The following is a 25,253-nucleotide window of genomic DNA, read 5'->3' on the forward strand; positions in this document are numbered from 1 at the left end:
CACAGGCACAGACTGATCGGGTGACCACGAGCGCGACGACGCGGACGCCCAGTCCGTGGTTCATGCTCGTCGTCAGCATGGTCGCCCAGGTCGCGGGCACCGTCGCGAACAACGCCGCGCCGTTCCTGATCCCGTACCTGCACCTCGAGCAGGGCCTGAGCCTGACCCACGCGGGCCTGATCGCGGCCGCACCGCTGGCCGGCACGACGGTCTCGCTCGTCGCCTGGGGTGCCCTCGTCGACCGGCTCGGCGAGCGCCTCTCCCTGACGGTCGGCCTGGTCGGGATCACGGCCGGCGCCGTCGCCGCCGGACTCGTCGAGGGCTACGGCGCGCTCGCGGTCTGCTTCTTCTTCCTCGGCCTGTTCGCCGGGTCCAGCAACTCCGCGAGCGGACGGCTCGTGGTCGGCTGGTTCCCCGCGGAGCGCCGGGGCACCGCGATGGGCATCCGCCAGACCGGCCTGCCGATCGGCGTGGGCATCACCGCCCTGCTGGTGCCGACGCTCGCCACGGCGCAGGGCATCGGCACGACGATGCTGGTCATCGCCGCCCTGTGCGCCGCGACCACGGTGTTCACGGTGGTCTTCGTCGTCGACCCGCCCCGGCCGGACCGCGCGACCGCCCGCACGACGGGGCAGCTCGCGAGCCCGTACCGCGGCGACCGGCGCCTGGTCCGCATCCACCTGGCCTCGGCCCTGCTCGTGGTGCCCCAGTTCACGGTGTGGACGTTCATGCTCGTCTGGCTCATCGACACCAAGGACCTCGGCGCTGCCGCCGCCGGAGGCCTGGTCGCCGCGTCCCAGCTCGTCGGAGCGGCGGCGCGCATCGGCGTGGGCTGGTGGTCCGACCGGGTCGGCAGCCGCCTGCGTCCGCTGCGCCAGGTCGCGGTCGTGGCGGCGCTGACGATGCTGCTGCTCGGCGCGGTCGAGTCGACCTGGGTCGCGATCGTCGTGATCGTCGTCGCGACCGGCGTGACGGTCGCCGACAACGGCCTGGCCTTCACCGCCGTCGCCGAGATCGGCGGGCCGTACTGGGCCGGGAAGGCGATGGGCTGGCAGAACACCGGGCAGTACCTGATCGCGATGGTCGTGCCGCCCGTCGTCGGCGCGGCGGTCACGCAGCACGGGTACGCGTGGACGTTCGCCGCGGTCGGCGTCCTTCCGCTGCTGGCGATCCCCCTGGTGCCGCGCGAGCGCGTCGGCGACCCCGCCTGAGTCAGTCCTGACCGTGGTTCCACGGATCAACCACCTCGCGTGGACGGACGTGCCAGGGTGATGTGCGCGTGGCATCGCTCACGTCCCCTCGGGGTATGGCCTGCCTTAGTGCGCGGGGAACCTACTCACGAGTTAATGTCAGCGCAACTGTCAGTGTGGAGATAGGGGCCGTCATGCAGGTCATCGCCATCATCGTCTCGTTCGGTCTGACGGCCGTCGCCGTGCCGATGGTCACGCTCACGACCATGCGGATGCTCCGCGTGATCCGAGCGGGTCAACCGGCCATCGGACGCACCGATCGCCCGCTCCAGCGCGCCGTCGTGGTGCTCAAGGAGACCGCGCTCCACACCCGGATGCTCCAGTGGACCTGGGTCGGCATCCTGCACTGGTTCGCCTTCGCCGCGTTCATCCTGCTGAGCACCGCGGTCGCGCAGGCGTTCTTCCAGCTGTTCGACCCGGAGTTCGTCTGGCCGCTCATCGGCCACTTCTTCCTGTACGAGTGGGCCTCGGAGTTCATCGGCCTGTTCGGTGCGCTCGCGATCATCCCGCTGTTCGTCTACCGCCTGCGCAACCTGCCCTCCAAGAAGGGCCGCGAGAGCCGCTTCTTCGGCTCCACGATGTGGCAGGCCTTCTTCGTCGAGGCGATGGTGCTCCTGGAGAGCGCCGCGATCCTGTTCGTCCGCGGCGCCGAGTACAACCTGCTGAAGGCCCACGGCGGCGAGCACGCCGAGCACTACGCGAACGGCTTCCACTTCCCGATCGCACAGTTCTTCGGCAACCTCTACCCGACCGGCGCCGACTCGATCGGCACGCTCGAGAACATCATCTTCGGCATCGCGATGTTCAAGATCGGCTCGGCGATGATCTGGCTCATCGTCATCGCCCGCAACATCACGATGGGTGTCGCCTGGCACCGCTTCACCGCCTGGTTCAACATCTTCTTCAAGCGTGAGTCCGACGGCAGCACCGCCCTCGGCGGCCTGGTCCCGCTGTACGTCAACGGCGAGCCGTTGGACCTGGAGAAGATGGAGGACCTCGACGAGGACGACTTCAACAAGCTCGGCGTCGGCAAGGTCGAGGACTTCAGCTGGAAGGGCCTGCTCGACTTCACGACCTGCACCGAGTGCGGTCGCTGCCAGAGCCAGTGCCCCGCCTGGAACACCGAGAAGCCGCTCTCGCCCAAGCTGCTCATGATGGGCCTGCGCGAGCACGCCTACGCCAAGATCCCGCTGCTCGACATCCCCGAGGACCAGCGCACCGAGGCCCAGGTGGCTGAGCTCGAGCGTCCGCTGATCGGCGACGAGTCGATGTTCGGCGTCATCGACCCCGACGTCCTGTGGTCGTGCACCAACTGCGGCGCGTGCGTCCAGCAGTGCCCCGTCGACATCGAGCACGTCGACCACATCGACAACATGCGCCGCTACCAGGTGCTCGTGGAGTCGAACTTCCCGGCCGAGCTGAACAACATCTTCAAGGGCCTGGAGCGCAAGGGCAATCCGTGGAACATGAACCCGCGCGACCGCCTCAAGTGGACCGACGGTCTCGACTTCGAGGTCAAGCAGGTCGGCGTCGACATCGAGGACCTCGACGAGGTCGAGTGGCTGTTCTGGGTCGGCTGCGCCGGCGCCTACGAGGACCGCGCGAAGAAGACCACGCAGGCCGTGGCCGAGCTCCTGGACATGGCGGGCGTGTCGTTCGCGGTCCTGGGCGACGGCGAGACCTGCACGGGTGACTCCGCGCGCCGCTCGGGCAACGAGATCGTGTTCCAGCAGCTGGCGATGCAGAACGTCGAGACCTTCAAGGAGATGAAGGTCAAGAAGGTCGTCTCGACCTGCGCCCACTGCTTCAACACGCTGAAGAACGAGTACGCCGAGTTCGGCATCGAGCTCGAGGTCGTGCACCACACCCAGCTGCTCAACCGCCTCGTGCGCGAGAAGAAGCTGACCCCGGTCGCCGCGGCCGACGGCAACGTCGGCGGCAAGACCATCACGTACCACGACCCGTGCTTCCTGGGTCGTCACAACCAGGTCTACGAGGCGCCCCGCGAGCTGCTGAACGTCATCCCCGGCGCCACGTTCGCCGAGATGCCGCGCAACCAGGAGCGGTCCTTCTGCTGCGGCGCCGGCGGCGCGCGCATGTGGATGGAGGAGACCATCGGCTCGCGGATCAACGTGAACCGCACCGAGGAGGCCGTCGCCACGGGCGCCGACCAGATCGCGACCGGCTGCCCCTTCTGCCGGGTCATGCTGTCCGACGGCCTGACGCTCAAGCAGTCCGAGGGCGAGGCCCGCGAGGAGGTCGAGATCCTCGACGTCGCGCAGATGCTGCTGGCCTCGGTCAAGCGTGCACCGGAGCCGGAGGAGGAGGCCGAGGTCGTCGCCGAGGCCGAGGCGGCCACCGCCGCTGCCGCCACGGACACCGACACGGACACGGACACGGCTGAGGAGGCCACGGAGGCCGCGGCCGAGGTCGTCGAGGACGAGAAGCTCGACGAGCCGGCCGACGAGACGCCCGAGACCGACCAGGAGGTCGGCGCCAAGCACGACGTGCCGGTCGACGAGACGGGTGGCGGTCACGCCGACGAGTCGCCGCTGCCGGAGGAGCCGCGCAACGCCGACTCCCGCGCCGAGGACGACTCCGAGGGCGGCGAGACGCTCGCGCAGCCCGAGGGCGAGCCGGGTGACCGTGCCGGCGACAGCGGCGTGGTCGAGGACGAGGCCGACGCCGCGGAGGCCGAGGACGACTCGGCCGACGCCGTCGAGCCCGAGGTCGTCGAGGCTGCTGCCTCCGAGAAGGAGGAGGGTGCCTGGGCCAACGTCGGCGCGGTCAACACCGACCTGCTGCCGGGCGCGTCCGCGGCCAGCAGCGACGACGCGAAGCCCGCCGACGACGTCGAGGAGCCGGAGGTCAAGCCCGAGCCGGGCGACACCACCGACCCCGAGACCGAGGCCGAGCCCTCCGCCCAGCCCGACACCGACGAGCCGGCCGAGGGCGATCCCGCCCCCGCCGCCGACGAGCCGGTCGAGGAGGACGCCCGCGAGGAGGAGGCCGAGACCCTTCCCGAGGCGAAGGCCGAGGCTGACGAGGCGGAGGCCGACGACCGCGAGGCGTCCGAGAAGGAGAAGGCTGCGTGGGCGAACGTCGGCGCGGTCAACACCGACCTGCTGCCCGACGCTCCTGCAGCCGAGGCCAAGCCCGCCGACGACGTCGAGGAGCCGGAGGCCAAGCCCGAGCCGGGCGACACCACCGACCCCGAGACCGAGGCCGAGCCGTCCGCCCAGCCCGACACCGACGAGCCGGCCGAGGGCGACCCCGCCCCCGCCGCCGACGAGCCGGTCGAGGAGGACGCCCGCGAGGAGGAGGCCGAGACCCTTCCCGAGGCGAAGGCCGTCTCACCGGACGCCCCCGAGGGCATCGTCGCGGTCGAGGACGGCTCCGACCCCGAGGTCGAGTCCGACGACACCGCACCGCTGAGCGACGCCAACCCCAGTGGGGCCGACCTCTCGGCGGCAGCCACCGAGGCTGCGTCGGACGTCGACACCCAGCAGCCCGCCACCGACGGCGACCAGGTCGCCGAGTGGAAGGACGAGGGCGGCGCGCCCCCGGCCGACGGCGGCACCGAGAAGTCGGGCTAGCCACTCGCCCCAACACGCCGAACGGCGGTCACCCCACCCGGGGTGGCCGCCGTTCGCATCTGCAGGGGGTTTCGCCCTTCGAGGCTCGTTCCTCGCACCTCAGGACCCGGGGGGCGGAGGCTACCCGCCCCTTGAGGTGCGACGAGGAACGAGGAGCCTCGAAAGGGGTACCTCAACCACCGGGGGGGCGGAGGCTACCCGCCCCTTGAGGTGCGACGAGGAACGAGGAGCCTCGAAAGGGGCACCTCAACCACCGGTCGCGGTCCAGGCGCGGAGCTTGGCGGGGTTGGCCTGGATCCACACGTCCTGCACGACCTCGCGCACCACGTGGAGCGTGATGACGAACGGGTCGTCGCCGTCCTCGCGCAGCACGATCGCCGCCCGACCGTCGACGAGCTCGATGCTCGGCAGCACCTCGCGGCCCTGCCGCTCGGCCTTCTGCACGATGCCGAGCAGGAACCGGGCCACGCGCTCCGCCCCGCGCACCGGGCGCCGCGCCATCCCGGCCCGTCCGCCGCCGTCGGTCACGAGGGTCACGCTCGGGTCGAGCACGGCGACCAGGTCGTCGAGGCGTCCGGACCCGGCGGCCACGAGGAACGCCGTGACCACGCGCTCGTGCTCGGCTGGCTCCGCGTCGCGCACCTTCCGCTCGCGCAGGTCGCGGCGTGCGTCAGACGCGAGCTTGCGGCACGCCTGCGGCGAGCGACCGACGACCTCGGCGATCTCGACGAAGCTCAGCCCGAACAGGTCGTGCAGCACGAACGCCACCCGCTCGGCCGGCGTCAGCGCCTCGAGCACCACCATCAGCGCGGTCGTCACCTGGTCGCCCACGCTCGCCTGCTCGGCGGGATCGCTCGCCCGGGCCGACCCGGTCGCGACCACCCCGTCACCGGGACGCGGCTCGGGCAGCCACTCCCCCACGTACTGCTCGCGGCGAGCCCGGGCCGATCCGAGCACGTCGAGGCAGATCCGCCCGACGACGGTCGTGAACCAGGCGTCGACGTTGCGCACGGCGTCGCGCTCGGCGCGCTCCATCCGGAACCACCGGACGAAGGCCTCCTGCACGGCGTCCTCGGCGTCGGCCGTCGTGCCGAGCAGCCGGAACGCCGTGGCGACGAGGCGGCCGCGGTCGGCGTCCTCGGCCTCAGGCATCCGGGCGCCCCTGCGTGCTGAGCCACTCCTGGAAGGTCGTCGTGCCGTGGTCGGCACCGGGACCGGAGACGAGCGTGCCGTCGCGCATCGCGCGACCCAGCCGTCCGGGAAGGGGCACCGCGACGACGGGGCGCCGGTCGCCCGTGGCGCGCGCCCAGGCCCGGGAGAGGGAGCCCATCCAGTCCACTGCAGGCCCGCCCAGGTCGGCGACCCGGCCACCAGGTCCCGCCTCCACCAGCTCGACGATGCGCTCGGCAACGTCGCGAGCGGCCACGGTCTCGCTGCGCATCCGCGGCACCACGACGATCGGACCGACCGTGGTCCCCCCGTGCACCTGGGAGGCGAACTCGTGGAACTGCGTGGCCCGCAGCACGGTCCACGGGACCTGGCCCGCCGCGATCAGCTCCTCCTGGAGCACCTTGCCGGCGTAGTACCCGTGCGGCGCCTGGTCGATGCCGACGATCGAGAGCGCGAGGTGGTGCGTCACGCCCGCCTCGAGCTCTGCCTCGAGCAGGTGCCGGGTGACCGGGCCGAAGAAGTCGCGGGACTCGCCCGCGTCGAGGGTGAAGACGGACGTCACGTCGACCACGACCTCGACTCCCGCCAGCGCGGTGGCCAGCCCCTCGCCGGTCGTCAGGTCGGTGCCGGTCGACCGACTGAGGACGACGACCTCGTGCCCGGCCTCACGGGCGACCTCGACGACGTGGGAGCCGACGACTCCGGTGCCACCTGCGACGGCGATCTTCATGGGCTGATCCTCTCCGAAAGGGTGAGCCGGTGTCTCCGGCTCACCCTTTCGACGAGACAGCCCCCGCGAGTGTGAGGACGTCACCCCGCCCCTTGAGGTGCGAGCGAGGAACGAGCGAGCCTCGAAAGGGGTACCGCCACGCAGCGCTCTCAGGCGTCGCGGCGGCGCAGCGACCAGGCGGCCACCGCCGCGACGGCGGCGACCTCGGCCGCGAAGACCGCGAATCCGGTCCACGGCTCCATGAGGTTCGGGTTGAACGAGACGGCCGCCGCCATGCCCCCGCCGCTGTTGCTCGGCATGACCTTGTCGAGCCAGTCGCCGAACGCGCCCGGGACCAGCAGGACCATCGGGCCGACGACGAACAGCGTGCCCAGCAGGATCGACACGGCCGCTGCGGTGTGGCGCACGAGGAAGCCGACGGCGACGGCGAGCACGCCGAGACCGGCGAGGTAGAGGCCGCTGCCGTACATCGCCCGCAGCACGTCGCCCTCGAGCGGGAGGCCGATGCCCTGCGCGTCGAGGAACGGGTTGGCACCGGCGTAGCCGAGCAGCGCGGACGCGGTGCCGACGACGAACAGCAACGACGCGACGAGGATCGACTTCGCGAGCATGACCCGACCGCGCGACGGCACGGCGGCGAACGAGCTGCGGATCATGCCCGAGCCGTACTCCGAGGTGACGACCAGCGAGCCCAGGACGACGGCAGCGGCGGGCGCCAGCATCATCCCCCAGGTGATGAACGCGCGCGGGTCCTCGTCGGCCTCGGGGCTCGCGAGCCACTCGGCGTTCAGGCCGACGAGCAGCGTCGTGAGTCCGGCGCCCAGCAGCACGACGGCGAACAGCGTCCACCAGGTCGAGCGGACGGTCGTGAGCTTGATCCACTCCGCCCGCAGCGCCGGGGCGAGGCCGGGGCGAGACGCGGGCGCGGAGGTGGTCGGGTCGGGTGCGGGGGCGATGGCGGTCATGCCGCGACTCCTTCGGTGGCGTGGTACTCGACGGCGTCGGCCGTGAGGGTCATGAAGGCGTCCTCGAGCGAGGACCGCACGAGCGTCAGCTCGTGCAGGGTGAAGCCGGCGGCGCCGACGAGCTCGCCGACCGCAGCGGAGTCGCCGGCGTGGACGTGCAGGGAGTCTCCTGCTCGCGTCACCTCGACCCCGTGATCGGCCAGCAGGCGCACGACCTGGTCGGGCTGTGGCGTGCGGACGAGCACGTGGCTGGCGGCGTGGTGGGTCATGAAGTCGGCCATCGAGGTGTCCGCGAGGATCTGCCCGCGCCCGATCACGATCAGGTGGTCGGCCATGAGCGCCATCTCCGACATCAGGTGGCTCGAGACGAACACGGTGCGACCCTCGTCGGCCAGCTTGCGCGCCAGCACGCGGACCCACCGGATGCCCTCCGGGTCGAGGCCGTTGACGGGCTCGTCGAGCACGACGACGCCCGGGTCGCCGAGCAGAGCTGCGGCGATGCCGAGGCGCTGCCCCATGCCGAGCGAGAACTTGCCGACGCGACGGTCGGCCACCTCACCGAGGCCGACGAGGTCGAGCACCTCGTCGACGCGCGACGCGGGGATCTGGTTGCTGGCGGCCATCCAGCGCAGGTGGCCGCGGGCGGAGCGGCCGGGGTGGACGGCCCCGGCCTCGAGGAGGGCGCCGATCTCACGGAGCGGGGCGCCGGCGGTGCCGTAGGCGCGACCGTTGACGGTCACGCTCCCGGCCGTCGGGGCGTCCAGCCCGAGGATCATGCGCATGCTGGTCGACTTGCCGGCGCCGTTGGCCGAGGAACCCCGTGACGCGCCCCGGCTCGACCGTGAAGTCGATCGCGTCGACGGCGGTCTGGCCACCGAAGCGCTTCGTGAGCTGTTGTGCGTGGATCATGCGCCCAGCCTCGTGCGAGAGGCGCGCTCGCCACATCGGGGACGACCCCCGGATCGACCCTGACCCGACCCTGAGGGGCATCCGGTGGCTGAGGTGCCCCTTTCGAGGCTCGCTCGTTCCTCGCTCACACCTCAAGGGGCGGGAAGCGCGACCCCCGGTGGCTGAGGTACCCCTTTCGAGGCTCCTCGCCAGAGCTCGTCACACCTCACGGGGCGGGGACGCGACCTCGCCCACCCCCTGAGGTGCGAGGAACGAGCCTCGAAGGGGGTTCAGCAACCACCCGCGGCCTACGTGGCCGTGGCGTCGAGGACGTCGAGGAGCTGGTCGGCTGCGGCCGATCCGGGCTCGGTGGCGGAGAAGTGGCCGCCGGTGACCTCCGTCAGCGTCGCGTCGGCACCCGCCGCGGTGGCCCGGTCGACGTATCCCTCGGACTGCGAGATCGGCACGAGGTCGTCGTCGGGCGCGTGGACGCAGCGCACGGGGACGTCGAGCGGGATCCGCGCCGTGGGGTCGGCGAGGAGCCACCGATCGTCGGGCGGCCCGCCCATCAGCGAGTCGGCTGCACCGTTGCCGAGCAGCTCGTCGTGGGACGCCTGCAGGTCGAGCACGCCGGCGAGGCTGATCGCGGTCGCGACCGTCACCGCGGGCGAGGCCCAGTCGGTGCCGGTGAGCTGCGGTCGCCCGGCGGCCCACACCGCGAGGTGCCCACCGGCCGAGTGGCCCAGGGTCACGACGTCCGAGGTCCGCAGCCACGGGGCGAGGGCGTCGAGCCCGGCGGCGACGTCGTCGAACGTCTCGGGGTATCCCCCGCCACCGCCGACGCGGCGGTACTCCAGCGAGGCGACGTCCCACCCGCGTGCGGCCGCTGCCGCCGCGAACGGCTCGAGGTAGGTGAGGTCGTACTGCTCCTGCCAGAAGCCGCCGTGGATCAGCGCGACCGTCCCGCGGGGCTTGCCGGAACCCGTGCGGCGGCGCACGTCGACGAACTGCGAGGGGTGGTCGCCGTAGGTCAGGCGGTCCGCCTCGGCCGGGGGCGGGGCGGGGTCGGAGCCCCCGGGGGCGCAGGCGGCGAGGGCGAGGAGCCCCGCCGCAGCGAGCAGCTGTCGTCGGTCCACGGGCCCACCCCACCTCATGCGGGCGTGCCGCGCCACCCGAGTCTCAGGCGCACTCGACGGCGCCGAGCTGCTCCAACCCGGCGAGGTCGCCGCGTCCCCACCGTGCGGTGGTCTGGACCGGGTGCATCAGCTCGTGCTCGTCGTCGACGTGGTGCAGCCCGACCACGTGGGCCAGCTCGTGCTGGAGCACCGCGACGGTGACCTCGGTGCCCAGCTCGGCCAGGCGGGGCCCGTCCAGCGCCACGTCACCGGTGACGTACCAGTGCCGTCCGTCGATCTCGACGATCGCGCTGCCCCCGAGGCCGACGACCTCGCCGTCGAACTCCGACATCTCGTTCGCGTCGGTCCAGCCGATCAGCAGAGGCCGCCACCCGTCGGCGGTCTCCACGTCCGTTCCGGCGTACGGGACCTCGTCGCTGCCCCCGACGAGCTCGAACTGCAGACCCGTCGCGTCGGTGACGTTCGCGAGCGCGGTCGACAGGATCGCGTCGGCGTCGGCCGGAGCGGTCCGGGCGTTCACCATGACCTGGATCGGCGTGCACGGGTCGTAGGCCACGGGCTCGTCGCTGCCGTCCTGCGTCGCCATGAACCGGTAGGTCCCGCCTCCGGCGGCGTACTGCAGCTCGCCCTCGCCCACCTCGCCGGGCGACGTGTACCCCACGATGTTGGCGTTCGGGTCGTGCCAGAGGCGGAAGCCGAAGACGCTCAGCAGGACCACGACCAGGACGCCGGGCACGACCGTCTGCCACATCGTCGAGGACGGGATGCGGCGACGGGGTCGGCCGATCCGCTCCATCTCCCGCAGCATCCGGTCGACGCGCCGGCGTCGTCTCATGTCCTCGAAGGGGCCTCCCACGGGTGCCATGGTCCCAGCGGACCGGACCCGTGTCCCGGTCTGCGATGAACGTCTGGTGAACCCGGCCGCAGCCCGCTCGGGTCAGGCGCAGCGGCCCTGGCCGAGGGCCTCCAGGCCCACGAGGTCGCCTGGGCCCCACTCCGGTCCGCCGCTGCTGGGGTGCATCAGCTCGTCGGTGCTGTCGACGTGCGCGAGCCCCACGAGGTGGCCCAGCTCGTGCAGCAGGACCATCGTGGTGATCTGCGAGCCGAGCACCTCGAGGTCCTCGGCGTCGAGCACGACGTCGCCCGTGACGAACCGGCGGTGGCCGTCCTCCTCGATCCACGTGCTGCCTCCGAGTCCCGCGACGTCACCCTCGAGCTCGGGCACGGTGTCGACGTCGGTCCACGTGATCTGGACGGGGCGCCAGTCGTCGCCGTCGCGGATCTCGTCCGAGAGCGGGTCTTCGTCGGTGGTGCCGACGACGTCGAAGGCCAGGCCCGTGAGGTCGGTGACCTGCTCGAGGGCGTCGTCGAGGACGTCGTCGGCGTCGTCGGGCGCCCGGTCCTCGTTCACGACGACCCGGATCGTCTCGCACGGGTCGTAGGTGACCGGCACGTCCGTGGTGTCGGGCTGGGTGGCCATGAAGGCGTAGACGCCGCCGTCGTCCGTCGTGAGGGGCGGCGACTGGTACTCCGAGGCCGGGTCGGTCGAGAGCACCGTCTCGGTGATCTCGTCGGTCAGCAGCGAGTAGGCGCTGACACCGCCGACGAGGGTCGCGAAGACACCCACCGCCACGACAGCGCGGGTGCGGGGCGTCATGGCCGCGCGCCGCGGAGCTCGACGCAACGGCTCGCGGCGCCCACACCTCCGGCGAGCGCCTGCTGTGGATCGCGCGACTCGAGCCACGAGGCCAGGAAGCCGGCGGTGAACGCGTCGCCCGCGCCGGTCGTGTCGAGCACCGAGATGCGGGGCGCGACGACCTGCTCGCGGCGGCCCTCGCCGACGTAGGTGGCGCCGGTCGCGCCCATCGTGACGACGACGTGCGGGTAGTGCTCGGCGAGCTTGTCGTGGTCGACGAAGGGTCCCGTCGACTCGGTCAGGAACCGGGCCTCGTCGGCGTTGGGGACGACGAGGTCGACGCCCTCGGTCCAGCGCAGGAACGCCGTCGGGCCGACCTCGCGCAGGAAGGCGACCGAGCCGGGGTCGACGCTCGACGGCACGCCGCGACGGGCGGCCTCGGCGAGCAGGTCGCGGGCGACGCCCAGCGTCGCGGGGTCGAAGAAGGTGTAGCCGCTGAGGTGGAGCCAGGTCACGCCGTCCCACACCGACTCCGGCACGTCGTCGGTCGTGAGCGTCGCGTTGGCGCCGCGGTCGACGTACATCGTGCGGTCGGCCTCGGCGTCGAGGGTCAGCACGATCGTGGCGGTGGGGATGACGGGGTCGGCGGCGATGCGGGCGTCGACGCCGAAGTCGGCGAGCGCCATCGAGTGCCGCACCGCGCCGTCGGCGCCGGCGCGTCCGGTGAATCGCACGTCGGCGCCGAGGAAGCCGAGCCAGGCGGCGGTGTTGGCGGCCGAGCCGCCGGGCGACATGCGGATCTGGGCGCGGGTGTCGGTGCGGGGCGTGACGGGCTCGAGCGGGAGCACGCTGATGTCGTCGACCACGTCACCGACCACGAGCACCGTCATCGCAGGTCCTAGATCTGGTCGGCCGTCGACAGCTCGGACCAGGCCGTCGCGATGCGCAGGGCGACGCGGATGTTGTTGCGGGCGATGTCGAGGTTGACGCGCAGGCTCTCGCCGCCGGTGATCTCGACGATGCGCTGCAGCAGGAACGGCGTGACGTCCTTGCCGGAGAGGCCCTGCTGCTCGGCCTCGCCGAGCGCCTGCGTGAGCGCGGCGTCGTGCACGGTCGGGTCGAGCTGCTGCTCCAGCGGGAGCGGGTTGGCCACGACGATCCCGGCGGGCTGGCCGAGCGCGTCACGACTCGACATGACCGCGGCGACGGCGAACGCGTCCTCGACGCGCCAGTCGAGGCGGTGGCCGGAGCTCGTGAGCCAGAAGCTGGGGAACTCCTCGGTCTGGAAGCCCAGCACGATGACGCCGAGGGTCTCGAGGCGCTCCAGCGTCGCGCCGATGTCGAGGATCGACTTCACGCCCGCCGAGACCACGGTGATCGGGACGTCGCCCAGGACCGTCAGGTCGGCCGACTCGTCGAAGCTGGCCGACGCTCCGCGGTGCACGCCGCCGAGGCCGCCGGTGGCGAAGACGCGGATGCCGGCGCGGTTCGCGATCCACGAGGTCGCGGCGACCGTGGTGGCACCGCTGGCGCCCTGGGCCAGCACGACCGGCAGGTCGCGGACGCTGAGCTTGGGGACGTCCTCGGCGGCGATGCGCTCGAGCTCCGGCGCGGTCAGGCCGGCCTTGAGCTCGCCGTCGAGCACCGCGATCGTCGCGGGCACGGCGCCGCCGTCGCGCACGATCTGCTCGAACTCGCGGGCGGCCTCGAGGTTGTCGGGGCGCGGCAGGCCGTGGGAGATGATCGTCGATTCCAGCGCGACGACCGGGCGGCCGTCCGCGAGCGCCTCGGCGACCTCGGGGGACGTGCTGAGGGGAAGAGCCGGCATCAGATCTCGGTGCGGTGGAAGTTCGCGTGGGAGCGGCTGGCCGTGGGGCCGCGCTGGCCCTGGTAGCGCGATCCGTACTTCTCCGAGCCGTACGGGTTGTCGGCCGGCGACGTCAGGCGGAAGAAGCAGAGCTGGCCGATCTTCATGCCGGGGTAGAGCACGATCGGCAGCGTCGCGACGTTGGCGAGCTCGAGCGTGACGTGACCGCTGAAGCCGGGGTCGATGAAGCCTGCGGTGGAGTGGGTCAGCAGGCCGAGGCGACCGAGCGAGCTCTTGCCCTCCAGGCGGGCCGCGACGTCGTCGGGCAGCGTGACGAGCTCATAGGTCGAGCCCAGCACGAACTCACCGGGGTGCAGCACGAACGTCTCGTCCGAGGCGACCTCGACGGCGCGCGTCAGGTCGGTCTGATCGGCGGCCGGATCGATGTGCGGGTACTTATGGTTGTCGAAGACCCGGAAGAACCGGTCGAGGCGCACGTCGATGCTCGAGGGCTGGATCATGTCGCGGTCGAGGGGGTCGAGCTGGACCCGCTCGGCGTCGATCTCGGCGAGGATGTCGCGGTCGGAGAGAAGCACGTGCACAGGCTAGCCTGCGACGTGGCTAGACTCAGTCCCACATTCGCCGATGTAGCTCAGTGGTAGAGCGCTTGCTTCCCAAGCAAGATATGCGGGTTCGATTCCCGTCATCGGCTCCATCCCGCGACGAAGTCGCGCTCCTGAGCCGATGCGCCGAATCGAGTAGGCCCCTCACTCGCCGCGAAGCCGCGCACCAAGGGATCCCGTCATCGGCTCCATCCCGCGGGCGTCCATCACTGGCGGAACCTCCGCAGGACGACGGGCGGCAGGAGCAAGCGCTACGGCGCCGATGATCGCCGCGGCGGCCGGGCGCCGATGAGCGTATTGCTGCGGGCCGTGGATCGACGTCCTCCAAGCAACGAGGACCACGCCGATGAAGACCACGCCTGGTAGGTAGATCAGCATTCGTTGCTCCTCGGGATCTCTCCTGGCGATGCTGAACGACCGTGGTCGCGGACGTTACTCCCGGTTTCGCCTCCTCCCGCGCAGTCTCGATCCGAACCGTTTTGGCCAGCTCGGGGATACCGTCGTCGGCAATGCACTGACAGCGAGGACACCCCGTGAACCGACGATGGGCTGGTCTCGGCGGCGGGGCTCTCGTTGCTGCCGCCGTCGCCTTCGCGGCGCTCGCCCTCCCGTCACCTGGATCCAGCGGACCGCAGGCCCGGGACTCGCTCCTGCCGAACGATGGCAGCCACCTGACCGAGCTGGCCGTAGGCGACCCGCTCCCGACGCCGGGAAACTTCGACGGCGCGCCTAACGCTCCAACTGGGCTCCCCAGCCTGGAGCTGACCGAGGACCTGTCGAGAGGCGGCGACGATCGCGCCGCTGCCGAAGATTTCGCGGTGGCGTTCCTTCACCTCGTGGTCGACACCCGCGAGTCAATGAACGTCGACGAGATGGTGGAAGTGCTTGTCGCCGAGGACGCCGACACCACCACCGTCGACTACTTCGAGACCAGCCTCGCCATCAACAAGGGGTCCGAGGTGCGGCGAGTCTGGAGGACGGACCGCGAGTCCTACGTGAGGACACAGATCGATGACGATGCCGTGTCGGTCGAGGTTGCCTTCACGTTGGGCCTCGACGGCGACGACACCTTCCAGACATGGGTGACCCACCGGCTCGACCTTGAACGGGCTGATGATGCGTGGCTCGTCACCAGGCTCACATTCCGGACCTTGGACTACATGCCGGCCGCAGATGCGTCCATCTCCCAGGCGCTCGACGGCTCCGGTTGGCGGCTTCTCACGTCCGGCTAGCCGTGCGGTCCCTCATGGCATGACCGACCTTGCTCCCCCGGTTGGCTGAACGAACCACCAGCACTCCCCGTCACGGAGGCCCCGAAACGCCACCCGCGGATCGACAGGAGCAGATCAGTTCTCGAAGTCGAAAGATCATGGCCACGCCAGAGAGGACCTCGGGCCCAAGAATCGGATCGGGCTACTCTCCGAAGTTTCTGAAGGCGATAAGCGTGAAGAGCTTGACGCCGAGCATGTAGAGACCGAGCAGTGTGACCGGGGACGTCAGGATCAAGAAGACCTTGAACGTCCTGCGCCAGTCGATCTGCTGCGGCTCCCCGTGAGGACCCGATGCACCCTCGCCTGTCGGATCGCTCATCGAGCTTCACATCCTTTCGCCGCGTAGGCGAACGTCACTCTGCACTGGCGCTCAAGGCGCATGTGGGTCCTCGACGGCGCGCCAGCCTGCGTGGCTTGCGGCAAGCGAGGCGACGTCATGCAGGCCTGAAGAGGAAGCACGCATACACGACGTGAGCGGCAACGACGGCAACCGTTCCAACCGACCTTCCGACCACCGTGAAGCGCACGCTCTTCCCGTACCCACGGCAGATCAGGTAGCCGAACCACGTCACGACGATCAGCACTCCCAGCGTCCCCACGGAGCCGATGACAGTTGAGAAAACCTCTTCACCGTCATTGGCGTTCGAGTCACCGACCCACCACCCGCGAGCACGTCCGATCGCCTGGATTCCCGTAGCCAGGAACAGCGCGGGGAACGCCAGAGCAACGAACGCGCCGACGTAGAACATCACGAGGGCTGCGGGCGCGATCCCCGACGGCACCACCTCGTCGCGGCTCATCCGTACTCCCGTCACGCAGGTCGCGCACCCGCTTACGCCACATCCTGAAGCGGGCGGCGGGATACGGCAACGACCTGCGATCAGAGGCTGCGACGAAGTCCAGAGACTTGTCACGCACCTGACAAGTAGCGGGCAAAGGCCACCGCCAGCTCCACGTCCCGCTGGTACTAGACGCTTGGATGGATCCATGGAGCCGACCCCGATCGACCTGGACACCTGGAACCGCCGCGACCACTTCGAGCACTACCGCCGCGCGGTCGCGTGCACGTTCTCGCTCACGGCCGAGGTCGACGTCACCGCGTTCGTTGCGGCGATGGCCTCGTCACCGAGGAGCAGCTACGTGTCGCAGGTGTGGGCCCTGTCCACCGTCGTCAACCGTCACGACGAGCTCCGCATGTGCCTGCTGCCCGACGGCAGTCCGGCCGTGTGGCCGGTCGTGCATCCCGCCTTCACCGTGTTCAACGCGGAAGCCGAGACGTTCTCGGCGATCTGCGTCCCCCACAGCGAGGACTTCGACGCGTTCCACGCCAGCGCGGTCGACCTGATCGATCGGCACCGCGAGAGCACGCTCCTGTTCCCGATGGGGCCGCCGCCCGCCAACGCGTTCGACGTCTCGAGCCTGCCGTGGACGTCCTTCTCGGGCTTCAACCTGAACGTCCGGGACGGCTGGGACCACCTCGCCCCGATCGTGACCCTCGGCCGCTACCGCCGCTCCGGCGAGCGCGTCCACATGCCGGTGGCCGTGCAGATCCACCACGCGGCGGCCGACGGGTTCCACGTCGGCCGGCTGCTCGGCGAGCTCGGGGCCCTCTTCCTCGATCCCAGCTGGGCCGCCTGAAGACTCAAGACCTTCGACGCTCAGGCCGAGCCGAACGGCCGATGCCCTGGAGGCCGCGCCTTCCTAGGCTCGCAGGCATGGCATCCACCACCCGCTGGGCCCCGGTTGCGATCATCCTGGTCGCCGCGCCGTGGTTCGCGGAGATGTCGTGGGGTGGGTACCCGTTCACCGACATCCTGGTGATCCTGCTGTTCCTCGCGCCGATGTACGGCGGAGCAGCCCTGCTGATCCGCGAGGTCGCCCGCCGCACCGGCCGCGGCTGGCCGACGATCCTGCTGCTGGCCGCAGCGTTCGGGGTGTTCCAGGCGGGACTCGTCGACCAGTCCCTGTTCAACCCCGCCTACGACCGCTTCGACTTCCAGCACCCGGTGCACGTCGACGGGATCGACGTCAGCCTGTACTACCTGCTGGCCTTCGTCGCGGGGCACGTGGTGGCCAGCATCGCCGCGCCGATCATGGTGGCCGAGACCTGGTCGCGCCGGGGGTCGGAGCCGTGGTTGACCCGGCGCACGACCTGGCTCTTCGCCGGCCTCTACGCACTCGCGACCCTCGTCAACCACCTCGGCGTGAAGGCCGAGGCCGGCGACGGCTTCCAGGCCCGACCCCTGCAGTCGCTCACCGCGCTCGTCGTCGTCCTGGCGCTCGTGCTCGTCGCCATGCGCTGGCGCCGACGACCCGCGACCGACCGCCGGGTCCCACCCCCTGCGGCGCTCGCCACGCTCGGCTTCTTGGCGTACCTGCTCTACCTCCCGGGCGAGAACGCCGCTGCACTCGTCGTCGGGGCGGTGGTGGTCGCCACGGTGGTCGCGGCCGTCGGCACCTGGTCGCGCAGCAGCCGCTGGACCGGTCGACACTCCCTCGCGCTGGCACTGGGCACGATCCTGGTGGGGGTCGTGATGCCGTTCTGGACGGACCCCTACGACAACTCGGTCGGCGCGGGCGCCGAAAGACTGGCCGACGTCGTGGCGGCGTCGATCTGCCTCGCGATCGTCGTGACGACGGCCCTCCGCCACCGGACCCTCACGGCTGGCGTTCCAACCTCACGGGCTTCGGCCTGAGGCGCACTCAGGCGGAGAACAGCCCCGCTCGAGCGGCGGCGAGGGCAGCGTGGGCAGCCAGCTCGGCGTCCTTCCGCTCCGGCGCCTCGCCTCGGGTGAGCCGCCGGTAGTACAGCGGGGCCGAGACGGCGGCGACGACCGCGACCGGGTCGGTGCCCTCGGGCAGCTCCCCCCGGGCGACGGCGTCAGTGACGCAGGGCGCCCACTCGGCCAGACGCGCGTCGTAGAAGCTGCGGAGCAGGCTCGCGACGTGGTCGTCCGCGGCCGCGGCGCCGACGAACGCGGCGAACAGGGCACCCTGGCGGGGGTCCGCGAGCGTCTCGGCGACGAGGTTCGCGTTCTCGAGCAGGTCGCCCTCGATCGTGCCGGTGTCGGCCCGGGGACGGGAGGTCTCGATCATCTCGGCCACGACGTCGGCGACCAGGGCCTGCACCGAGCCCCAGCGCCGGTAGACCGTCGTCCTGCCGACCCCTGCCCGGCGCGCGACCTCGGCCAGGTCGACGCCAGCCAGACCGGCCTCGGCGAGGAGGTCGCCTGCGGCGCGCACGACCGCCTCCCGCGTGCGCGCTGTGCGCCCTCCCGGGCGGCTGGGTGACGTCATGAAACCACCTTAACGGGACGTGGGTTCCGCTAGAAAAGAATCCGGGTTACGCTATCGGGACAATTGTTCCTTTAGTGGAGGTGTGGTCATGGAGCTGCGGCGCGTGGGTCGAAGTGGGTTGGAGGTGCCGGTCCTGTCCTTCGGCGCCGGCACGTTCGGGGGCAGCGGCCCTCTCTTCGGCGCCTGGGGATCGGTGCAGGTCGACGAGGCGAGAGCCATGGTCGACCTGTGCCTGGAGGCCGGGGTCACCCTGTTCGACACGGCCGACGTCTACTCCGACGGACGCTCTGAGGAGGTCCTGGGGGCCGCACTCCGCGGCCGTCGCGACGAGGTGCTGATCTCGACCAAGGCCGGTCTGCCGACGAGCGACGCCCCAGGCTCGGGCGGGGCCTCGCGGAGCCACCTGGTCGACGCCGTGGACCGGTCTCTGCGCCGACTCGGCACCGACCACCTCGACCTGTTCCAGCTGCACGCGCACGACTCGCGCACCCCGGTGGAGGAGGTCGTGGACACGCTCGACGACCTCGTGCGCGCCGGGAAGGTCCGCTACGTCGGCGTCTCGAACTACGCGGGATGGCAGCTCGCCGACGCCCTGGCGGCCGCCGATGCCCGCAACCGCTCACGCTTCGTCGCACACCAGGTCTACTACTCGCTCCTGGGGCGCGACTACGAGTGGGACCTCATGCCGATGGCCCACGCGCACGGCGTCGGCGCCCTCGTCTGGAGCCCGCTCGCCTGGGGCCGCCTGACCGGACACATCCGTCGCGACGCGCCGATCCCCGCCTCGAGCCGACTCCACGAGACCGCGGCGGCCGGCCCGCCCGTCGACGACGAGCACCTGTACGACGTCGTCGACGCGCTGCTGCAGGTCTCGCGCGACACCGGGCACAGCGTCCCGCAGATCGCCCTGAACTGGCTGACCCGTCGTCCGACCGTGTCGTCGGTCATCATCGGCGCTCGCGACGCGGCGCAGCTCGCCGACAACCTCGGCGCCGTCGGGTGGACACTCGACCCGGAGCACGAGCGCCTGCTCGACGCCGTGAGCCACCGCCCTGCCCCCTACCCGCACTTCCCGTACGAGCGCCAGGAGGGCTTCGCGCGGGTGTCGCCGCCCCTGATCGCCTCCCGGGCACCGCAGAGCCCCTCGACGTGACAGACCGAGACCGATGTCTTGTCGCGGGAGCCAACCGCCGCCAGGATGGGAGGCCATCACCCGGAAGGGACTGGTCGCCATGGGTCACGCGTCAGCCGACGACGCCGAGTACGAGCGCCTCAGGCGACAGAACTCCGCAGCCGGCTACACCGGCTCGGGGTTCGGCCTGAACGACAACGAGGAGCTGGGCGGGATGCGCCTCCCCCAGGGTGCCGACGGCCCCTCGCCGCGGTGGTCGCGCCTGGTCGCGACCGCGCTGCTGGTCGTGGTGGGCACGGTCGTCGTCGTCCTGCTGTTCTGACGATGGAGGAGCGGTTCACCGGTACCGAGCTCGACCCGTCGCGATGGGTCGCGTCCTACCTGCCGGCGTGGAGCTCGCGTGCGGCGTCCGCCGCGACGTACGACCTCGGCAGCGACGGCCTGCGCCTCAGCATCCCGCCACAGCACCCGCTGTGGTGCCCCGACCTGCACGAGGAACCGCTGCGGGTCTCGGCCGTCCAGAGCGGCAGCTGGTCGGGGCCCGTCGGAAGCACCCACGGTCAGCAGCCCTTCCGCGACGGGCTGGTGGTCCGCGAGGCGCAGCCGACGCTCCACGGCATCGTGCCGCACCGCGGCCGCATCGAGGTCGAGTGCAGCGCGCGGGTGGGCGCGGGCTCGATGTTCTCGGCCTGGATGGTCGGGATGGAGGACGAGCCCGACCGGTGCGGCGAGATCTGCCTCGTCGAGGTGTTCGGCTCGACCGTCACCGACGGCACCGCCGAGGTGGGCCGGGGCGTCCACCCGTTCCGCGACCCTGCGCTGGTCGAGGAGTTCGCAGCTCCTCGCACGACGCTCGACGTCTCGAGCCCGCACGTCTACGCCGTCGACTGGCGGCCTGACGGCATCGACTGGACGATCGACGGCGAACTCGTCGCGTCGTCAACGCAGTCGCCCGACTACCCGATGATGCTGATCCTCGGCGTCTTCGACTTCCCCGAGGCCACGCCGCACGCCGGCGCGGACCTCGTGCCCGGGCTCGTCGTGCACCGGGTTGCGGTGACGGCGGCTGCCACTCCCTAGCTCCCGCCGACCGACATCCGACTGGCCACCGCGAACACCGCGGCCACCACGAGGATCAGCAGCACCAACCGCCAGACCCATCCCCGCACGGCGGGCCCGTCCTCGTCGTCCACGCGCCGCCCCCTGTCCGAGACCCGTCCGAGCAGGCCCGTCGCGCGCGGCCTCGAACCTCGCGGACCGAGACCGCGCGCGGGAGCCCGACTTCCAACAACAGCACGTCCGCCACCGCGGCGGGGACGTGAGCCCAGGATCCGCCGGCGCGGGCCCACTCGGCAACGCCGTGGCCCCGATCGGGAAGGTCCGGGGCGCTTCTTGTCATCCGCATGACAAGAAAAGGTCGGGTCAGTCGGTCGCGTAGCGGGTGAAGGCGATCCCGCCGGGGAACGACTTTGCATCGAGCAGTCGAAGCCTCGGCACCTCGAAGCCGTCGGGGAACAGGCGTCGGCCGCCGCCCTGCACGACCGGGTACGTGAACAGACGGACCTCGTCCACGAGCCCGGCCTCGAGCAGCGCGTGGCACAGCGTGATGCTGCCCGTCACGACGATGTCCTTCCCGGGCGCCTCCTTGAGCCGGAGCACCTCGTCGACCACGTCGCCGGACAGGACCGTGGTGCCCGCCCAGCCGGGGTCGGTGAGGGTCGACGAGACGACGTACTTCTGCACCTGGTTGAGGTAGTCGGTGATGCCTGTGGCGTCGTCGGTCTGCTGCGGCCAGTAGCCGCGCATGTCCTCGAACGTGCGGCGGCCCGTGAGGAAGGCATCGGACTCGCGGTCCTGGCGGTGCGACTCCGCCGTCAGCTCGGTGTTGTCGGCGCCGGCCGGGCCTTCCGGGTCGAACCAGTCCCCGAGCATCTCGATCGACCCGTCGAGGGTGATGTTCTGCGTGATCGCGAGCGTGCGCATGAGAGATCCCTTCGTCGCTGCTGGGTCCCTCCACCCTGCGTCAGATCGCCCCGTCGTGCAGCATCTAGCGGGTCAGCGGGCCCGGCCCTCGCCCCAGGCACCGGCGAGGGTGCGGAGCGCGACCTTCCAGGCCTCGACGACGCGATCGGTACCCAGGCGCGGCTCGAGCACGCCGGCCAGGTGCGAGCCGGTCAGCAGGTCGATCGTGAACTGCACGAGCATGGCCGCCTGCGGATGGTCGGCGCCGACGAGCAGCGTGACGCTGCGGTGCACCGCGGCGAAGATGCGCTGCTGCAGCGGCACGAGCGCCTCGCGCAGGTCGGGGTCGGTGCGGGCGGCGACCCAGAGCTCGAGCGCCGCGGTGTAGGCGGGACTGCGGAGGGCACGCCAGACGAGGTCGACCACCTCGTCCCAGGAGGCAGATTCCGACAGGTCGACGGGCAGCGAGTCGTCCAGCACCTCGAGCCGCCGCTCCACGATGTCCTCGACGACGCCAGCCATCAGCGCGCTGCGCGTCGGGAAGTGGTGCAGGAGCGTGCCGCGCGCGACACCGGCGCGGGCCTGCACGGAGCCCACGGTCGTGGCGGCGTACCCGTCCTCGAGGAGCCCCTCGAAGGTCGCCTCGAGCAGGCGCGCACGCGTCGTCAGCGCCCGCTGCTGCTGGGCGCGCTGTGTCGCCACCATGGCGGCACCCTAGTCGACCGGCGGGGCCGGGGTCGGGCTTGCGCTGGGCGACCGCCGTCCCGCATCATGGCTAAACAGTCCGATCAGACCGAACAGGTGAGTCGATGACCTCCTCCCCCGCCCGCCGCCTGGTCCGGCGCGCCCAGAGCGCCCGCGTCGTCGCGCGTGCCCTCACCCGCACCGCCGTCGACACGATCGGCGGAGCCGTCGCCGGGTCTCGCACCGAGGACGTCGGCGCCGTCGCCGTGGACCTTCCTGCCCCCGCAGGAGTGGACGGGTACGCACGCGCAGTCAGCGCCCAGCGGTTCGTCGAGGCACCGCCCGCCGCCGTCGCCGAGCTGGTGCGCGACCTGGGCCGCACCGCCGACTGGCTCTCGCTCCACGTCGCCTGGCGCGGCGAGCGTCCCGAGCGGATCGATCCCGACGTCGAGTTCGTGCAGCAGATCTCGCTGATGGACATCCCCGCGCAGGCTCGCTGGCACGCCGAGCGCGCCGACGAGTCCGGGTTCGCGCTGCGCGGGACCGGCCCCATGGGGATCACGGTCGGCCTGTGGTGCTCCCTCGCGCCGCACGCCGGCGGCACCGCCGTGCGGATGGACGGCGCGCTCGACGGGGCACCAGTGCGCGGGCCGATCGGCCTGACCGCGGTCCGCAGCGTCGAGGCGGCCCTGACCGAGTCGCTCGCGGAGCTCGCCTCCCTGCTCGAGGGCGGCGCGGCCGCCCTGCGCGTGCCCGACGAGCCGGTCGTGCACGAACGCACCGGGGCCGTGCTCGATCCGACGACCCCGGTCGTGATCGGCGTGGGCCAGGTCGTCCGCCGCAGCCCTGACCTCGACGCGCCGCAGGAGCCCGTCGCTCTGGCCGCCGAGGCGCTGCGCGCTGCCGCGGCCGACGCGGGCGCCGCGATCGACCTGCTGTCCGCGGCCGACACGGTCTACGCCGTGCCGAGTGCCTCGTGGGCCTACCCCGACCAGGCCGGGGCGGTCGCCGAGCTCGTCGGTGCGCTCGAGGCGACCACGGTGCAGACCTCGCAGTACGGCGGCGACGGCGCGCAGCTCGCGCTCAACGACGCCGCCCAGCAGGTCGTCGACGGCCGTGCGCACGTCGTGCTGGTCTCGGGTGCCGAGGCCGGGTCGACCGTCTCGGCCCTCCAGCGCCAGGGCCGCGACCCCGACTGGACCCGCCAGCCCGCGGGCACCGCGCCGGACCGGGAGATCGGCATCGACCGCCCGGCGAACACCGAGGTCGAGACCAGCGTCGGGCTCGGCGCGCCGATCTTCGTCTACGCGCTGATCGAGTCGGCGCTCCGCGGATCCGAGGGATCGGAGGCGGACGAGCACCTCGCCGCGATCGCCGACCTCTGGTCGCGCGGCAGCCAGGTCGCCGCCGAGAACCCGTACGCCTGGGACCCCACGGCGCGCACCGCCGCGGAGATCGCGACGGCGACCCCCGACAACCGGAGCATCAGCGACCCGTACACGAAGCTCATGTGCGCCAACCTGCAGGTCGACCTCACGGCCGGCGCGATCGTGACGAGCGTCGCCGCCGCCCAGGCCGCAGGGGTGCCGCAGGACCGGTGGGTCTTCCTGCACGCCGGCGCGTCCGCGACCGACGAGTGGTTCGTCAGCGAGCGCGCCGACCTCGCCGCGTCGCCCGCGATCGCCGCCGCTGCCTCGGCGGTCCTGGACCACGCCGGCATCACGGCCGACGACCTCGGGCCGGTCGACCTCTACTCGTGCTTCCCGGCTGCGGTGCAGCTGGGCGCCAAGGCGCTCGGCCTGCCGTGGTCGGACCCGGCGCGACCGCTCACCGTGACGGGCGGCCTGACCTCGGCGGGTGGGCCCGGCAACAACTACGGCCTGCACGCCGTCGCCACGATCGTCCCGGCGCTGCGTGCCCAGCCGGAGGCATTCGGCCTGTCGAGCTCGCTCGGCTGGTACGCCACGAAGCACGCGCTCGGCGTCTACTCCGCCACTCCGCCCACCACGCCGTTCGCCCATCTCAAGCCCGCGTTCGACCGCCCGCCGGCCCGGCGCGTGCTCACCGAGCTGGACGGCACGGCCGTGGTCGAGGCCGTCACGGTGCCGTTCGACCGCGACGGGGAGCCGGAGGCCGTCGTGCTCGCCGCCATCACCCCGGCGGGCGACCGCGTGCTGCTGCGGCGCGAGGACCCGGCGGACGTCGCGCTGCTGACCGGCTCGGACCCGCTGCGTCGCACGGTGCGACTCGACGGCGACCTCCTCGTCCTCGAGGGCGAGCGCGCGGCTCTGCCCGCACCGCCGCCGGCCACCGTCCGCACCGAGCGGCACGGCGACGACGGCGAGATCCTCGTCATCACGCTCGATCGACCGGCCGTGCGCAACGCCGTCGACCGGCCGATGGCCCTCGCTCTCGAGCGCGCGGTCGACGACGCCGAGGCCGACGCGTCCGTCCGTGTCATCGTGCTGACCGGCGCCGGCGGCACGTTCTGCGCCGGGATGGACCTCTCGGGCGCGCACCGCGGCGAGATCCCGGTGACCGACCGACGCGGTCCGCTGGGCCTCACGGCCGAGCCGCCGACCAAGCCGACCATCGCGGCCGTCGAGGGTCCCGCGCTCGCGGGCGGCTTCGAGCTGGTGCTGTGTGCCGATCTCGTGGTGGCAGCCGAGGACGCGACGTTCGGGCTTCCCGAGGCGAAGCGTGGGCTGCTCGCCGCGGCCGGAGGCCTGTGGCGCACGGCGGTGCGACTGCCGCGCCCGGTCGCGATGGAGCTCGCCCTCGTGGCCGACCCGCTGTCGGCCCGCCGGTTGGGCGAGCTGGGCCTGGTCAACGCCGTGGTCGAGCCGGGCACCGCGCTCGAGGCGGCCCTCGACCTCGCCCGGCGGATCGCCGCGAACGCCCCGCTGTCCGTCACGGTGGGCAAGCAGATCGTCGACGCGGCACCGACCTGGTCGCCCGAGGAGGGTTTCGAGCGGCAGAGCGAGATGGCGAGCCCGGTCATCCTGTCCGACGACTCGCGCGAGGGCGTCGCCGCGTTCGCCGAGAAGCGCACCCCGCGCTGGACCAACCGCTGACGGAAGGCTGACCAGGGTTTCGAGGCTCGCGC

Annotated in this window: 25 protein-coding genes and 1 tRNA gene; 10 read left to right on the forward strand and 16 right to left on the reverse strand. The window is 71.8% G+C overall.

Annotated elements, in window-relative coordinates:
• Nucleotides 1–20 precede the first annotated feature (20 nt).
• The gene (locus ABD127_RS12785; protein WP_344202127.1) at nt 21–1,211 is read left to right on the forward strand and encodes an MFS transporter; all 1,191 of its coding nucleotides are present in this window, start codon (nt 21–23) and stop codon (nt 1,209–1,211) included.
• Nucleotides 1,212–1,384: 173 nt separating this feature from the next.
• Nucleotides 1,385–4,846: a heterodisulfide reductase-related iron-sulfur binding cluster gene (locus ABD127_RS12790; protein WP_344202129.1), complete on the forward strand. Its 3,462-nt coding sequence runs from the start codon at nt 1,385–1,387 to the stop codon at nt 4,844–4,846.
• Between the two features lie 246 nt (nt 4,847–5,092).
• On the opposite strand, the gene sigJ is transcribed toward ABD127_RS12790, so the two are convergent.
• From sigJ to dcd, 10 genes are all read right to left on the reverse strand, one after another.
• Complete coding sequence (gene sigJ / locus ABD127_RS12795; protein WP_344202132.1) at nt 5,093–5,998, reverse strand: RNA polymerase sigma factor SigJ; 906 nt, start codon at nt 5,996–5,998, stop codon at nt 5,093–5,095.
• Nucleotides 5,991–6,746, reverse strand: coding sequence for an SDR family oxidoreductase (locus tag ABD127_RS12800; protein WP_344202134.1), 756 nt, complete (start codon nt 6,744–6,746; stop codon nt 5,991–5,993). Before ABD127_RS12800 ends, sigJ begins: the two co-directional genes overlap by 8 nt.
• A gap of 149 nt (nt 6,747–6,895) precedes the next feature.
• Nucleotides 6,896–7,711, reverse strand: a complete 816-nt coding sequence (locus ABD127_RS12805) for an ABC transporter permease (protein WP_344202137.1) — start codon at nt 7,709–7,711, stop codon at nt 6,896–6,898.
• On the reverse strand, nt 7,708–8,493 hold the full coding sequence (locus tag ABD127_RS12810; protein WP_344202140.1) for an ATP-binding cassette domain-containing protein: 786 nt from the start codon (nt 8,491–8,493) through the stop codon (nt 7,708–7,710). The genes ABD127_RS12805 and ABD127_RS12810 overlap by 4 nt, the downstream gene beginning before the upstream one ends.
• Before the next feature lie 414 nt (nt 8,494–8,907).
• Nucleotides 8,908–9,735: an alpha/beta hydrolase gene (locus tag ABD127_RS12815; RefSeq protein WP_344202142.1), complete on the reverse strand. Its 828-nt coding sequence runs from the start codon at nt 9,733–9,735 to the stop codon at nt 8,908–8,910.
• A gap of 43 nt (nt 9,736–9,778) precedes the next feature.
• Nucleotides 9,779–10,591 carry a M10 family metallopeptidase domain-containing protein gene (locus tag ABD127_RS12820; RefSeq protein ID WP_344202144.1) on the reverse strand — a complete coding sequence of 271 codons (813 nt, stop codon included), beginning with the start codon at nt 10,589–10,591 and terminating at the stop codon, nt 9,779–9,781.
• An 81-nt stretch (nt 10,592–10,672) separates the two neighbouring features.
• Nucleotides 10,673–11,392: a matrixin family metalloprotease gene (locus ABD127_RS12825; RefSeq protein ID WP_344202147.1), complete on the reverse strand. Its 720-nt coding sequence runs from the start codon at nt 11,390–11,392 to the stop codon at nt 10,673–10,675.
• Nucleotides 11,389–12,261, reverse strand: coding sequence for a carbohydrate kinase family protein (locus ABD127_RS12830; protein ID WP_344202149.1), 873 nt, complete (start codon nt 12,259–12,261; stop codon nt 11,389–11,391). The genes ABD127_RS12825 and ABD127_RS12830 overlap by 4 nt, the downstream gene beginning before the upstream one ends.
• An 8-nt stretch (nt 12,262–12,269) precedes the next feature.
• Nucleotides 12,270–13,199, reverse strand: a complete 930-nt coding sequence (locus tag ABD127_RS12835) for a pseudouridine-5'-phosphate glycosidase (protein ID WP_344202152.1) — start codon at nt 13,197–13,199, stop codon at nt 12,270–12,272.
• On the reverse strand, nt 13,199–13,774 hold the full coding sequence (gene dcd, locus ABD127_RS12840) for a dCTP deaminase (RefSeq protein ID WP_344202155.1): 576 nt from the start codon (nt 13,772–13,774) through the stop codon (nt 13,199–13,201). The genes ABD127_RS12835 and dcd overlap by 1 nt, the downstream gene beginning before the upstream one ends.
• 45 nt (nt 13,775–13,819) lie before the next feature.
• Between dcd and ABD127_RS12845 the strand changes: the two genes are divergently transcribed.
• Nucleotides 13,820–13,893 (forward strand) — tRNA-Gly (locus ABD127_RS12845).
• Between the two features lie 52 nt (nt 13,894–13,945).
• Here ABD127_RS12845 and ABD127_RS12850 read toward each other — a convergent pair.
• Nucleotides 13,946–14,179, reverse strand: a complete 234-nt coding sequence (locus ABD127_RS12850) for a hypothetical protein (RefSeq protein ID WP_344202158.1) — start codon at nt 14,177–14,179, stop codon at nt 13,946–13,948.
• A gap of 155 nt (nt 14,180–14,334) precedes the next feature.
• Between ABD127_RS12850 and ABD127_RS12855 the strand changes: the two genes are divergently transcribed.
• Nucleotides 14,335–15,033, forward strand: coding sequence for a hypothetical protein (locus ABD127_RS12855; RefSeq protein WP_344202161.1), 699 nt, complete (start codon nt 14,335–14,337; stop codon nt 15,031–15,033).
• A gap of 181 nt (nt 15,034–15,214) precedes the next feature.
• Here the strand turns inward: ABD127_RS12855 and ABD127_RS12860 are convergent, their stop codons facing one another.
• On the reverse strand, nt 15,215–15,391 hold the full coding sequence (locus ABD127_RS12860) for a hypothetical protein (protein ID WP_344202163.1): 177 nt from the start codon (nt 15,389–15,391) through the stop codon (nt 15,215–15,217).
• Nucleotides 15,392–15,506: 115 nt separating this feature from the next.
• Nucleotides 15,507–15,872 (reverse strand): hypothetical protein, encoded by a 366-nt coding sequence (locus ABD127_RS12865; protein WP_344202166.1) that lies wholly within the window; start codon nt 15,870–15,872, stop codon nt 15,507–15,509.
• Between the two features lie 187 nt (nt 15,873–16,059).
• On the opposite strand from ABD127_RS12865, the gene ABD127_RS12870 reads away from it, so the two are divergent.
• Both ABD127_RS12870 and ABD127_RS12875 read left to right on the forward strand, forming a co-directional pair.
• Nucleotides 16,060–16,710 (forward strand): CatA-like O-acetyltransferase, encoded by a 651-nt coding sequence (locus tag ABD127_RS12870; protein ID WP_344202169.1) that lies wholly within the window; start codon nt 16,060–16,062, stop codon nt 16,708–16,710.
• Nucleotides 16,711–16,787: 77 nt separating this feature from the next.
• Entirely contained in the window at nt 16,788–17,768 is a 981-nt protein-coding gene (locus tag ABD127_RS12875; protein WP_344202172.1) for a hypothetical protein, read from the forward strand.
• Between the two features lie 7 nt (nt 17,769–17,775).
• On the opposite strand, the gene ABD127_RS12880 is transcribed toward ABD127_RS12875, so the two are convergent.
• Nucleotides 17,776–18,369, reverse strand: a complete 594-nt coding sequence (locus tag ABD127_RS12880; protein ID WP_344202175.1) for a TetR/AcrR family transcriptional regulator — start codon at nt 18,367–18,369, stop codon at nt 17,776–17,778.
• Nucleotides 18,370–18,457: 88 nt separating this feature from the next.
• On the opposite strand from ABD127_RS12880, the gene ABD127_RS12885 reads away from it, so the two are divergent.
• The 3 genes from ABD127_RS12885 to ABD127_RS12895 all read left to right on the forward strand — a co-directional run bounded on the left by ABD127_RS12885 (nt 18,458) and on the right by ABD127_RS12895 (nt 20,581).
• The gene (locus tag ABD127_RS12885; RefSeq protein WP_344202178.1) at nt 18,458–19,522 is read left to right on the forward strand and encodes an aldo/keto reductase; all 1,065 of its coding nucleotides are present in this window, start codon (nt 18,458–18,460) and stop codon (nt 19,520–19,522) included.
• A 79-nt stretch (nt 19,523–19,601) separates the two neighbouring features.
• Nucleotides 19,602–19,823, forward strand: coding sequence for a hypothetical protein (locus tag ABD127_RS12890; RefSeq protein ID WP_344202181.1), 222 nt, complete (start codon nt 19,602–19,604; stop codon nt 19,821–19,823).
• A gap of 2 nt (nt 19,824–19,825) precedes the next feature.
• The gene (locus tag ABD127_RS12895) at nt 19,826–20,581 is read left to right on the forward strand and encodes a glycoside hydrolase family 16 protein (RefSeq protein WP_344202184.1); all 756 of its coding nucleotides are present in this window, start codon (nt 19,826–19,828) and stop codon (nt 20,579–20,581) included.
• A gap of 342 nt (nt 20,582–20,923) precedes the next feature.
• On the opposite strand, the gene ABD127_RS12900 is transcribed toward ABD127_RS12895, so the two are convergent.
• Together ABD127_RS12900 and ABD127_RS12905 are read right to left on the reverse strand one after the other, a co-directional pair.
• A complete protein-coding gene (locus tag ABD127_RS12900) occupies nt 20,924–21,484 on the reverse strand; it encodes a dihydrofolate reductase family protein (protein WP_344202186.1) in 561 nt (186 codons plus the stop codon).
• A 72-nt stretch (nt 21,485–21,556) separates the two neighbouring features.
• Nucleotides 21,557–22,168 (reverse strand): TetR/AcrR family transcriptional regulator, encoded by a 612-nt coding sequence (locus ABD127_RS12905; protein WP_344202188.1) that lies wholly within the window; start codon nt 22,166–22,168, stop codon nt 21,557–21,559.
• Nucleotides 22,169–22,272: 104 nt separating this feature from the next.
• Between ABD127_RS12905 and ABD127_RS12910 the strand changes: the two genes are divergently transcribed.
• Complete coding sequence (locus tag ABD127_RS12910) at nt 22,273–25,221, forward strand: crotonase/enoyl-CoA hydratase family protein (RefSeq protein ID WP_344202191.1); 2,949 nt, start codon at nt 22,273–22,275, stop codon at nt 25,219–25,221.
• Nucleotides 25,222–25,253 lie beyond the last annotated feature (32 nt).

Source organism: Aeromicrobium alkaliterrae, from assembly GCF_039529015.1.
Classification (GTDB): domain Bacteria; phylum Actinomycetota; class Actinomycetes; order Propionibacteriales; family Nocardioidaceae; genus Aeromicrobium; species Aeromicrobium alkaliterrae.

Excerpts from the sequence above, each read along its gene's own strand:
- ABD127_RS12870 (WP_344202169.1), top strand. The coding sequence starts at position 16,060 with ATGGAGCCGACCCCGATCGACCTGGACACCTGGAACCGCCGCGACCAC.
- ABD127_RS12905 (WP_344202188.1), bottom strand. The coding sequence starts at position 22,168 with ATGGTGGCGACACAGCGCGCCCAGCAGCAGCGGGCGCTGACGACGCGT.
- ABD127_RS12805 (WP_344202137.1), bottom strand. The coding sequence starts at position 7,711 with ATGACCGCCATCGCCCCCGCACCCGACCCGACCACCTCCGCGCCCGCG.
- ABD127_RS12830 (WP_344202149.1), bottom strand. The coding sequence starts at position 12,261 with ATGACGGTGCTCGTGGTCGGTGACGTGGTCGACGACATCAGCGTGCTC.
- ABD127_RS12850 (WP_344202158.1), bottom strand. The coding sequence starts at position 14,179 with ATGCTGATCTACCTACCAGGCGTGGTCTTCATCGGCGTGGTCCTCGTT.
- sigJ (WP_344202132.1), bottom strand. The coding sequence starts at position 5,998 with ATGCCTGAGGCCGAGGACGCCGACCGCGGCCGCCTCGTCGCCACGGCG.
- ABD127_RS12800 (WP_344202134.1), bottom strand. The coding sequence starts at position 6,746 with ATGAAGATCGCCGTCGCAGGTGGCACCGGAGTCGTCGGCTCCCACGTC.
- ABD127_RS12875 (WP_344202172.1), top strand. The coding sequence starts at position 16,788 with ATGGCATCCACCACCCGCTGGGCCCCGGTTGCGATCATCCTGGTCGCC.
- ABD127_RS12885 (WP_344202178.1), top strand. The coding sequence starts at position 18,458 with ATGGAGCTGCGGCGCGTGGGTCGAAGTGGGTTGGAGGTGCCGGTCCTG.
- ABD127_RS12900 (WP_344202186.1), bottom strand. The coding sequence starts at position 21,484 with ATGCGCACGCTCGCGATCACGCAGAACATCACCCTCGACGGGTCGATC.
- ABD127_RS12860 (WP_344202163.1), bottom strand. The coding sequence starts at position 15,391 with ATGAGCGATCCGACAGGCGAGGGTGCATCGGGTCCTCACGGGGAGCCG.
- ABD127_RS12835 (WP_344202152.1), bottom strand. The coding sequence starts at position 13,199 with ATGCCGGCTCTTCCCCTCAGCACGTCCCCCGAGGTCGCCGAGGCGCTC.
- ABD127_RS12810 (WP_344202140.1), bottom strand. The coding sequence starts at position 8,493 with ATGCGCATGATCCTCGGGCTGGACGCCCCGACGGCCGGGAGCGTGACC.
- ABD127_RS12880 (WP_344202175.1), bottom strand. The coding sequence starts at position 18,369 with ATGACGTCACCCAGCCGCCCGGGAGGGCGCACAGCGCGCACGCGGGAG.
- ABD127_RS12790 (WP_344202129.1), top strand. The coding sequence starts at position 1,385 with ATGCAGGTCATCGCCATCATCGTCTCGTTCGGTCTGACGGCCGTCGCC.
- ABD127_RS12890 (WP_344202181.1), top strand. The coding sequence starts at position 19,602 with ATGGGTCACGCGTCAGCCGACGACGCCGAGTACGAGCGCCTCAGGCGA.
- ABD127_RS12910 (WP_344202191.1), top strand. The coding sequence starts at position 22,273 with ATGACCTCCTCCCCCGCCCGCCGCCTGGTCCGGCGCGCCCAGAGCGCC.
- ABD127_RS12865 (WP_344202166.1), bottom strand. The coding sequence starts at position 15,872 with ATGAGCCGCGACGAGGTGGTGCCGTCGGGGATCGCGCCCGCAGCCCTC.
- ABD127_RS12895 (WP_344202184.1), top strand. The coding sequence starts at position 19,826 with ATGGAGGAGCGGTTCACCGGTACCGAGCTCGACCCGTCGCGATGGGTC.
- ABD127_RS12825 (WP_344202147.1), bottom strand. The coding sequence starts at position 11,392 with ATGACGCCCCGCACCCGCGCTGTCGTGGCGGTGGGTGTCTTCGCGACC.